At 69.9% G+C, this 10332-nt stretch carries 5 protein-coding genes and 1 pseudogene; 2 read left to right on the plus strand and 4 right to left on the minus strand.

Annotation, left to right across the window (positions count from 1 at the left end; translation table 11 throughout):
- Positions 1 to 72 precede the first annotated feature (72 nt).
- Positions 73 to 2973, minus strand: a complete 2901-nt coding sequence (locus AC1VNH_RS04295) for a UPF0182 family membrane protein (protein WP_483110071.1) — start codon at positions 2971 to 2973, stop codon at positions 73 to 75.
- A 63-nt stretch (positions 2974 to 3036) separates the two neighbouring features.
- Positions 3037 to 4158, minus strand: coding sequence for a YlbL family protein (locus tag AC1VNH_RS04300; RefSeq protein ID WP_483110072.1), 1122 nt, complete (start codon positions 4156 to 4158; stop codon positions 3037 to 3039).
- Between the two features lie 123 nt (positions 4159 to 4281).
- Here AC1VNH_RS04300 and AC1VNH_RS04305 point away from each other — a divergent pair.
- Positions 4282 to 5638, plus strand: a pseudogene (locus AC1VNH_RS04305) (zinc-dependent metalloprotease).
- A gap of 720 nt (positions 5639 to 6358) precedes the next feature.
- Here the strand turns inward: AC1VNH_RS04305 and AC1VNH_RS04310 are convergent.
- Positions 6359 to 8119 (minus strand): ATP-dependent helicase, encoded by a 1761-nt coding sequence (locus AC1VNH_RS04310; protein WP_483110073.1) that lies wholly within the window; start codon positions 8117 to 8119, stop codon positions 6359 to 6361.
- Complete coding sequence (nudC, locus tag AC1VNH_RS04315; protein ID WP_483110074.1) at positions 8116 to 9006, minus strand: NAD(+) diphosphatase; 891 nt, start codon at positions 9004 to 9006, stop codon at positions 8116 to 8118. Before nudC ends, AC1VNH_RS04310 begins: the two co-directional genes overlap by 4 nt.
- Positions 9007 to 9069: 63 nt before the next feature.
- Here nudC and AC1VNH_RS04320 point away from each other — a divergent pair, with 63 nt between their 5' ends.
- On the plus strand, positions 9070 to 10320 hold the full coding sequence (locus AC1VNH_RS04320; protein WP_483110075.1) for a phosphotransferase: 1251 nt from the start codon (positions 9070 to 9072) through the stop codon (positions 10318 to 10320).
- Positions 10321 to 10332: the final 12 nt, after the last annotated feature.

The following is a 10332-nucleotide window of genomic DNA, read 5'->3' on the forward strand; positions in this document are numbered from 1 at the left end:
TCGCGGGCTGGTGAAGACAAGCGCGCCGGCCCCGCGGAATGCGGGACCGGCGCGAAGAGGAGCGGATGCGGGTCAGCCGCCCAGCTCGATCAGCTTGTCGACCGCGGCCGTGAGCCGACTGTCGGCCTCGCCGTACTTCGTCCAGTCGCCGGCCTTGAGGGCGGCGTCCCGGTCGATCAGCGCCTGACGGGCGTCCTGCAGCGCGGCCTGGTAGTCCGGGCTTCCGGTGTTTCCCGTGGACGTACCGTCCGTACCACCGGTCTGGTCGGGCGAGGGCGTCGCCCCCGGGTCCGGTGCGACGTCCTGGTCACCCGCGTTGGCGCCGGAGTCGCCGCCGAACAGGGCGTTGAGCGCCTCGTTGAGCGTGTCCTCGAACGCGACCTCGGTGCCGAAGGCGACGAGCACCTTCTGCAGCTGCGGCAGCTGCGTACCGCTGGAGGCCTGCACGAACACCGGCTGCACGTACAGCAGTCCCCCGCCGACGGGGAGGGTCAGCAGATTGCCGTTGATGACGTTCGACTGCCCCTGTTTCAGGATGTTGATCTGCGCCGAGATCCCGGGATCCGAGTTGAACGTGTTCTGCACCTGGCCGGGACCGGGGATGGTGGCGCCCGCCGTGATCTCCAAGAGCCTGAGCTTGCCGTAGTCCGGGCTCTTCACGCCCGCCTGGCTGCCCGCATCCGAGTCCACCGAGAGGTATCCCATGAGGACGTTGCGCGACTCCGTGCCCGTCGACTGTGGGATGAAGCTCGTGAACATCGAGTAGCTCGGCTCGTCCTGACCGGGCATCTTCATGCTCAGGTAGTACGGCGGCTGGTTGACGTCGGGGTTCTGCGGGTCGGCCGGCGTGGACCACGCGTTGTCGCGCTCGTAGAGCGACTGCGCCGTGTCGACGTGGTACTCGCCGAGCATCGCGCGCTGCACCTTGAACAGGTCGGTCGGGTAGCGCACGTGGCTCATCAGGTCGGCGGACATGTCCGAGACCGGCTTGATCGTCGTCGGGAAGACGTTCTGCCACGCCTGCAGCAGCGGATCGGTGTCGTCCCAGGCGTAGAGCGTGACCTTGCCGTCGTACGCGTCCACGGTCGCTTTCACCGAGTTGCGGATGTAGTTGACGTTGTCGAGCGCGACGCGCGGAGTGGGGTTGTTCGCATCCTCGATGGCCTGCGACATGCTCGTCGCCGTCGAGTACGGGTACTGGTCGCTCGTCGTGTAGCCGTCGACGATCCACACCACGCGGCCGTCCACGACGCTCGGATACGGGTCGGAGTCGAGCGTGAGGTACGGCGCCGCCTTCTGCACGCGCACGGCGGGGTCACGGTCGTAGAGGATCTGCGAGTTCTCGTTGATCGAGTCGGAGAACACGATCTGCTCCGACTGGAACTTCAGTGCGTAGATGAGACGGTTGAACATGTTGCCGATGGTCGGGCCGCCGTCGCCGTCGAAGGTCGTGCGGGTGTCGTTGCCGCCGTCGCTCGCCGACGGGTAGTCGAGCTCGATCGGCGTCGTGCCCTCGGGCGCACCTACGATGGAGTACGCGGGCGAGTTCTCGCCGAAGTAGATCCGCGGTTCGTACTTCTCGTCGGTGAGGAACCCGGATGCGGGGATGCTGCCCTCGATGAAGACGGGGTCGCCGTCGGTCGTCCGCTCGTTGCCCTTGGCGACAACGAGACCGTAACCGTGGGTGTAGACGAGGGTGGAGTTCTGCCAGGAAGCCGCATCGCCGAGGCCCGCGGTGTTCACCTCGCGGACCGAGACCACGGTGTCCTGCGTCTGACCGTCGATCTTGTACCGGTCCACATCGAGCGGGTCTTCGAAGCGGTAGTACGGGCGGTACTGCTGCAGCTGACGCACGGTCGGCTGGATGATGGCCGGGTCCATGATGCGGATGGATGCGGTGGTCTCGGCGTCCGAGCGCAGCTGGCCGGGCTCGGCATCGGTCTTCGCGTCGTACGACGTCGTGTCGAGACCCTCGATGTTGAACGCCGTCTTGGTCGCCTCGAGGTTCCGCTCGAAGTACGGCATCTCGAGCGTGCGCTGGTTGGGCCGCACCTGGACCGTGTTGAGGATCCACGGGTACGCCACCCCCACCACGAGGGAGGTGACCACCAGCAGGGCGGTCGCGATCAGCGGGTAGCGCCAGCGTCCGATGACGGCCGTGACGAAGAAGAGCACGGCGACGAAGGCGGCGACGATCGAGAGGATCGTGAGGCCGGGGATCGTCGCGTTGACGGTCGTGTAGCTCGCACCCGTGATGCGGTCGCCCGCCTGCGTCAAGGTGCCGAAGCGGTCGAGGAACAGGCTCGCTCCCTGCAGCAGCAGGTAGAGGCCCGCGATGATCGCGAGCTGGATGCGGGCGGGCTTGGAGATGCGCAGCTCACGCTGGCCGATGCGCACCGAACCGTAGAGGTAGGACACGAGCGCGGTGACCAGCAGTGCCACCAGGACGACCGCCGAGGCGAAGCCGACGGCGCCCTGGTAGAACGGCAGCGCGAACAGGTAGAAGCCGGTGTCCATGCCGAACTGCGGGTCTGCGGTGTCGGTGTGGACGCCGCCCAGCCAGAGCGCCGCGGTCTCCCACTGCGCCGAGGTCGCGAAACCGGCGAAGAAGCCGAAGAAGACCGGGATCCCCCACATGGCGAGGCGACGCAGCGGCTCGACGACCTCCTGGTAACGGTCGAGCTGGGAGCTCAGTCGCACGTAGACCGGTCGGAGCCGATAGGCGAGCTGGATCGTGATCCAGATCGGGATGGCCATCCCGAGGAAACCGACGACGAACATCGCGGCGCGCCAGAGCCACTGCGTGGTCAGAACCGTCGAGTAGCCGAGCTGGTCGTACCAGAGCCAGTCCGCGTAGAGGCTCGCGAAGAGGAAGAACCCCACCGCGAGCGCCGCGATGACGGCAAGCGAGATCGCGATCACCCGCCGGGATCGGTTGACAGGGACGGGCGTCGGCGCTGCGGTCGAAGTCACCCCTTCATCCTACGAGGGGCATACGCCGGCGGTCGCCGTGAGCCCGCTATGCACGGCGATCGGTCAGCTGCAGGTGGGAAGCGCGTCGAGATCGGCGTCGGACGAGATCGCATCGAGCACGTCGACCGCGTCGTCGAGCGTCGACACCGAGAAGACGCGGAGACCGTCGGGAACGTGGCCGACCACCTCGTCGCAGTTGCTCTCGGGCGCGAGGAAGTACTGCGCGCCGGCGTCGTGCGCACCCCAGAGCTTCTGGCGGATGCCGCCGATGGGGCCCACCTCGCCGTCGGCCGTGATGGTGCCGGTGCCGGCGACCTGCGCGCCTCCGTTGAGCTCGCCCGGAGTGAGCTGATCGATCATTCCCAGCGCGAACATCATGCCCGCCGACGGCCCGCCGACGTTGTTGAGCTGCACCTGGACGTCGAAGGGGAACGTGTAGGACACGGTCAGGGTGATCCCGATCTGCCAGATGCCCGCCGCGTCACCGGTTCCCTCCTGCGGCGTGACCGTGACGCTCTCCTGGGCGCCGCCGCGGTCGACGAGGATCTGGACAGGCGCGCCCGCACCGTCGTTGATGATGCGGCGCAGGCCGTCGGCCGTCGTGACGGCCGTGCCGTTCGCCTGGAGGACGCGATCGCCCGCCTGGAGTTGACCGCTCGCGGGCGATCCGTCGGCGACGGCGGTGACCTGCAGCTGAGGGCTCACGTCGTAGCCGAGATGCGTGAGCGCAGCGGCGGTGGCATCCGCCTGCGAGTCCACCATCATCGCGGTGTTCTGTTCCGATCGCTGCTCGCTGGTCTGCCCCGTCGGGAAGATCTGCTCGATCGGGACCACCGCCTTGGTGGGGTCGAACCAGGCGACGGCCGCGTCCAGCCAGGACAGCCGCTGCTCGGGTGAGCCGACGACCTGCACGGTGAGCAGGTCCAGCGATCCGTCCGTCGGATAGGTCTCGGCACCGTCGATGGCGATCAACGGCACGTCCTTGCCGTCGGCGTCGGTGACCTCCCCGAGCGTGTTGTAGACGGGACCGGGACGCTCGATCACGTACGGGCTCGGCAGGAACGACATCGCCAGCAGCGCCAGCAGGGCGACGACCAGCGCCCAGATACCGGCTACCGCGCCCCGCGGCATGCGTCGACGCGGCGGCTCGGGCGCGATGACGCCCGGGGTCTCGAACAATGTCACTGTGCCTCTTCCGTCGGCCGTTCGCGGCCGGCGTACGGCGAAGTCGTGCTCGCCCGGCTGTGCGATGTATCCCTACGACTAGCGTAGAACGGGACGTTATCCCCCGGCTGAAAGGCGCCTGACGTGGCAGACGAGGACGACCGGAACCCCGAAGACCAGTTCCAGGAACTGCTGCGCCAGCTGTTCGGAGCAGACGGTCTCGACCCGGAACAACTGGGACAGCTCCAGCAGATGGGCATCGACCCCGCGATGATGCAGCAGATGATGGGCCAGATGCAGCGCGCCTTCACGAGCTCGGACGGTTCGATCGCGTGGGATGCGGCGGAGCGACAGGCTCTGCACATCGCGAACCAGAGCGACCTCGGCGTGGCCGCAGGCTCGCGCAGCGATCTCGACCAGGCCTTCTCGCTCGCCACGCTGTGGCTGGGCGAGGCCACCACGATCTCCGAGCTCGCCGAGGCGCCGCGCGCTCTGACCCGCGGCGCCTGGGTCGAGGCGACGATGCCGGTCTGGCGCGAGCTCGCCGAGCCGGTCGCCACGAGCATCGCCGATGCTCTCACCGCCACGCTGGCCGAGCAGGCGCCCGAAGAGATGCAGTCCATGCTCCAGGGGGCTGGACGCATGATGCGCTCGATCGGCGGCTCGCTGTTCGCGACCCAACTGGGCCAGGTGGTGGGGCGTCTGTCCATGGAGGTCGTCAGCGGCGGCGACGTGGGACTTCCCGTCATGCCCGCCGGTGCCGCGGCGATCCTGCCGCAGAACTTCGCCGATTTCGGCCAGGGCCTGGAGATCCCGGAGGACCAGCTCGCACTGTACGTCGCAACCCGGGAAGCTGGCCCATGCCCGTCTCTTCCGCCACGCCCGCTGGCTGCGCCTGGACGTCATCGCTCAGGTGACCGAGTTCGCGCGCGGCATCCACGTCGACACGAGCCGACTCGAAGAGCTCGCGGAGCGCTTCGATCCCAGCCAGCCCGAGGAACTGCGCCAGGCCCTCGAGAGCGGCGCGCTGCTTCCCGAGCGCACGGAGCAGCAGGACCTTGCCCTCACTCGCCTCGAGACACTCCTGGCTCTCATCGAAGGCTGGGTGGACATCGTGACGGCCGACGCGACCCACCGGTTGCCCAGCGCCGACCGCATCGCGGAGGTCGTCCGGCGCCGTCGCGCGGTCGGCGGTCCCGCCGAGAAGGCACTGGGCTCCCTCGTCGGCCTCGAGCTGCGTCCGCGACGGATGCGGGAGGCCGCCGCGATGTGGCGTCAGGTCACCGACGCCGTCGGTGTCGCCGGTCGCGACGCCCTCTGGGACTACCCGGACCTGCTTCCGGGCGCGGCCGACATCGACGACCCGACCGTGCTGATCGAGCGGCTGTCGGCACGCGCGCGGGGCGAGGCCCCGCAGCGGGATGCGATGGACGAGGCCCTCGAGCAACTGCTCGCCGAGGAGGAGGGCGGTGAGGGGCCCGAAGGCCCCCGGCCCGTCTGATCTCTCCTCCCCAACCGACCCCGATGCGGGTCGGGCGGTGTGGACAACCACGGCGTCCGTGTCGACGGGAACAGAATCGGGGCATGCTCCGACTCGATCCCGCCTATCCGCCGGTCTGGCGCGACGAGCGCACGCTGCAGTTCGGAGACCAGGCGCGCGCCGTGATCGCCCGGGCCGAGCCGTGGCACGAATGGCTCGTGCATGCGCTTCGCACGGGTATCAGCTCCAACGACGCGATCACGCTCGCCGCCTCGCTCGGGGCGGACCGGGCCGCGGTCGCGGGCATGCTGGAGCAGCTCGCGCCCGTGCTGTGCTCGGACGCTCCCCGCACGCGCGTGGGATTCGAGGTCTCCGACGCGATCGACGGGGCCACAGCCGTCGCCGTGATCCGGCTGCTCGACACCTCGGTGGAGCTCGTGACCGACCCTGACGAGGACTGCACGGTCGTCATGCTGGAGTCGTTCGTCGCCGACCCCGGACGCTATCTCGGGCACCTGCGCGACGAGCGATCGCATCTACCGATCACCCTCGCTGGCGACCAGGTGCACGTGGGGCCGCTGATCACTCCCGGCGACGGGCCGTGCCTCGCCTGTGATGCGGCGCACCGTCGTGACGAGGATGCGGCCTGGCCGGGCATCGCGGCGCAGCGCATGTCCCAACCAGCCCCGCCGGTCGCGGCGGCGCTGATTGCCGAGGCGGTCGCCTACACCGCGCGCCTGCTCACCGGTCAGCTGCGCCCGTCGGCCGCGCGGCGCCGGATGACGTTCGCTGCTTCCTCGCCCCACCGGCAGTCGGCCTGGCCGGTCGTTCATCCAGCGTGCGCGTGCCGATCTCTTGCAGAAAGCGCGACGGCTGCCGAGTCTGCCGCGCCGACTGCGATGCCCACGAGAGCGACAGCGTTCGCGCGGCCCGCGTGATGCCGACGTACGCCAGCCGCCGCTCCTCATCGATCTGCTCGAATCCCTGCGCGTAGGAGATCGGCAGCAATCCCTCCGACAGTCCCACGAGATGCACGTGGTCCCACTCGAGACCCTTCGCGGCGTGCAGCGTCGCGAGAGTTACCGTCGCCAGCGAGGGCTCGTGCTGGTCGCGCGCCCTGGCCATCAGGTCGTCCGTGAATGCGCGCAGCGTGGTGTCCTCCGGCTGTTCTTCGGCGAGCGCCAACAGTGCGGCGCGCGCTTCCCACGCATCGCGCAGTGCGCCACCGACGGCGGGCGGCTCGTCGGTGTACCCGCATCCGCGGAGCACGTCGCGCACCGTGTCACGGAAGCCCCCTTGCATCGGGGCGACCGTCGCAGCGCGCAGCGCCATGACGGCCTGACGCACCTCCGGCAGGTCGAAGAAGCGCTTGCCGCCCATCACGCTGGTGGGAACACCCGCATCCGCGAGCGCCGTCACCAGCTCCGCCGACTGGGCGTGTGCCCGGTAGAGCACGGCGATCTGACGGGGATCCACGCCGTCGTCGAGCTGCGCCCGGATGCGGGCGGCCACACCTGCCGCCTCGTGGGCGTCGTCGTCGAAGCGGGTCACCGTGGGCACCGGGGAGTCCGCGCCGCGTTCGGTGACGAGCTGCAGCGCGCCCGGACGACCGCGCATGAGGGCGTTGGCCACGCGGAGCACGGGCTGGTCGCTGCGGTAGTTGTGCTCGAGCGTGAAGCTGCGCGCGTCGGGATGATGTCTTGGGAAGTCCAGGAGGTAATCGGCGCGCGCCCCGGCGAAGGAGTAGATCGTCTGGCTCGCGTCGCCCACGACGCACAGGTCGCGTCGCTCTCCGAGCCACAGTTCGAGCAGCCGGTTCTGCAGCGGCGAGACGTCCTGGAACTCGTCGACCGTGAAGTGCCGGTACTGCTCGCGCACCGATTGGGCGACGCGCGGCTCCGCCTCGATCATGCCGGCGCAGGCGAGCAGCACGTCCTCGAAGTCGAGCTGGTGACGCTCGTCCTTCAGCTTCTCGTAGGCGGCGTGCAGATCGCGGATCTGACCGGTGTCGAGGCTGCCGATGGTGACCGGACGGGTGCTTCCGATCTCTTCGATCCGCTGCATCGCGACCTTGCGCTGCTCGATGTGGGAGGCGACGTCGCGCAGGGTCGCGGTGTCGAGGTGCAGCCGCTGCTGCTCGGCCGCCTGCGCCAGCAGCCGCACCTTGTTGTCGATGATGCGCGGTGCGGGGGCACCCGCCACCTGCGGCCAGAAGTAGTTCAGCTGCGACAGTGCCGCGGCGTGGAACGTGCGCGCGGCGACACCCACGATCCCGAGCGCGCGCAGACGTCCGCGCATCTCGCCCGCCGCCTTGGCCGTGAAGGTCAGTGCCATCACGCGGCCCGGTGAGTACGTGCCGCTGTCGACGCCGTAGGCGATGCGGCGTGTGATCACGCGGGTCTTGCCCGTGCCCGCTCCCGCCAGCACCCGAACCGGGCCGCGCACAGCCATGACCGCGGCGTGCTGCTGCTCGTCGAGATCGGCAAGGATGTCGACGCTCATGCGCGCTCCTCGTACCAGTCGCGGATCAGACGCCAGGAGATGGATGCGGAACCCGGCAGCACGACCTCTCCCCTGCCCTCGAGCGCGTCCCCGATCTCCTCGCGGGTGAACCAGCGGACCTCGACGATCTCGTCACCGTCCGGGCGGGCCGCATCGGCGACCCGCGCGGCAGCGTGGAAGCCGAGCATGAGCGACCGAGGATACGGCCAGGCCTGGGATCCGCGGTAGCGAACCCGGACGAGCTCGACCCCCGCCTCCTCCGCCACCTCGCGGGCCACCGCGTCCTCCAGCGACTCGCCCGCCTCCGCGAACCCGGCGAAGCACGAGTACCGGCCGGCGGGCCAGGCGGCATTGCTGCCCAGGAGCAGCCGGTCCGGGTCGTCGGCGTCGTGCACGGCGACGATGATCGCGGGATCCGTTCGCGGAAAGTGCTCGCGTCCGCACCGCGGGCAGTGACGCGCCCAGCCCGCCTGTCGCAGTTCGGTACGTGTTCCGCAGTACGGGCAGTACGCCTGCTCGCGCAGCCAGCTGCTCAGCGCCACGGCGGTGGTCGCCGCATCCGATTCCGCCTCCGGCAGAAGCCCGCCGATCTCCCGCAGCCGGGCGAAGGGCTCGGCGACGGTCTCGGTCACCGCTGCAAGGACGCCCCGCCCGTCGACCGTACGCCCGAGGAAGGCCCACTCGGATGCGGCCACTCCGGCCGCGGCGACCAGGCGCAGACGAGGCTCCTCCGCACTGCCGGAGATCGAGACGAGGTCGCCCGCCACAGCGAGGGCGAGGGTGGTCTCGTCGGCGCGCAGTCTGTCGACCAGCGCCGGTTCCTGCCGCTCTTCCGCGGCGCGCCGGAGCGGGAACAGAGCCTGTGCACCGGTGTCGGAAACGCTCACCGATACCTCCTCGACGGGCGTGGCGACGGGCTCGGGCCGGGGGTGGACGCCTACCCTGGGTGCATGCCACGCTCACCTCTCACTCTAGCCGCGTCGGTGACGGCGGCTCTTCCGGAGGCCGTCGTCGTGAGCGCGGGACGGTTGGGAAGCGCGGACGAGACCGGCACCGCCGCGGCACTGGTGGAGCTCGCCGACGGCCGCCACGTCGTGGTACGCGTCGCGGGCGACGACGAGGCCGGCCGCACGGCGCGCGCGGATGCCCGCGTGCTGTCATCACTGAGTGCCGGTGTGCGAAGCCTGCTCCCCTTCCAGGCGCCCACGGTGCTGGGCGAGACCACGATGGGCTCCGAGCAGGTCATCGTCACCGATTACCTCGTCGGCTACCGCGTCGATGCGGCCGATCTGCCGCCCGGCCCCGGGTTCACCGGGCTGGTCGGACGGGCCATCGCCGCGGTACACGATCTCCCCGTGACCGTGATCCGCGCCGAGGGGTATCCGGTGCGCTCTGCGCAGCAGGTGCGTACCGACGCACGGCGCCTCGTCGAGCGCGCCGACGACACGGGCCGCCTCGTTCCCGAGCTCCGGGAGCGCTGGCTGAGTCTGATCGACGACGACGCGGCGTGGCGGTACGAGCCCACCGTCGTCCTGGACGGGCTCGAGGTGTCCTCCTTCGTCTTCGACGACGTCGACGGGACTCCCGAGGTGGTCGCCCTTCTGGACTGGCAGGGCTTGTCGATCGGGGATCCCGCCGTGGACCTTCGATGGCTGGGCTCCGCGCCGGAATCCGTCGAGGGTGTTCACGACGGCTACACGGCGGCGTCGCACCGTTCGCAGGACCCTGCCCTGATCGCCCGGGCGCGGTTGTTCGCCGAGCTCGAGTTCGCGAAGTGGTTGGTGCACGGCGTCGACCAGGGTGATGAGTTCGTGGTCCAGGACGCCGCGAAGCTCCTGGCGTCCCTCGCCGATGCGACCGCGGGCACCGAGCTCGTGCGCGGCGTCTCCGCCGACGTCGAGGATGCCATCGCGCTTCTCGGGCGGGTACCGGAGACCGAGCCCGCGGGCGGGCAGACATCGATGCAGACCGACGCATACGACCCGGTCGAGCTGGGCGCCTACCTCGCCGAGGAGGAGGATCGTCAGGGACCGGCGTCCGCGGAGGGCATGCCGACGCTGCCAGTGGATCTGTCCGATTGGACGGCCAGGCCGCAGCCGGCGCACGACGATACCGCCGACACGGCGGAGGACGACGACGAGAGCCGCGAAGAGACCGCACGCGCATCCCGGGAGGCGCTGCGCCGATGGACCGAGGGCTGAGCAGACGCGAGC

The sequence above is a fragment of the Microbacterium sp. KU4F genome (assembly GCF_056868075.1).

Excerpts from the sequence above, each read along its gene's own strand:
- AC1VNH_RS04310 (WP_483110073.1), bottom strand. The coding sequence starts at position 8,119 with ATGAGCGTCGACATCCTTGCCGATCTCGACGAGCAGCAGCACGCCGCG.
- AC1VNH_RS04320 (WP_483110075.1), top strand. The coding sequence starts at position 9,070 with ATGCCACGCTCACCTCTCACTCTAGCCGCGTCGGTGACGGCGGCTCTT.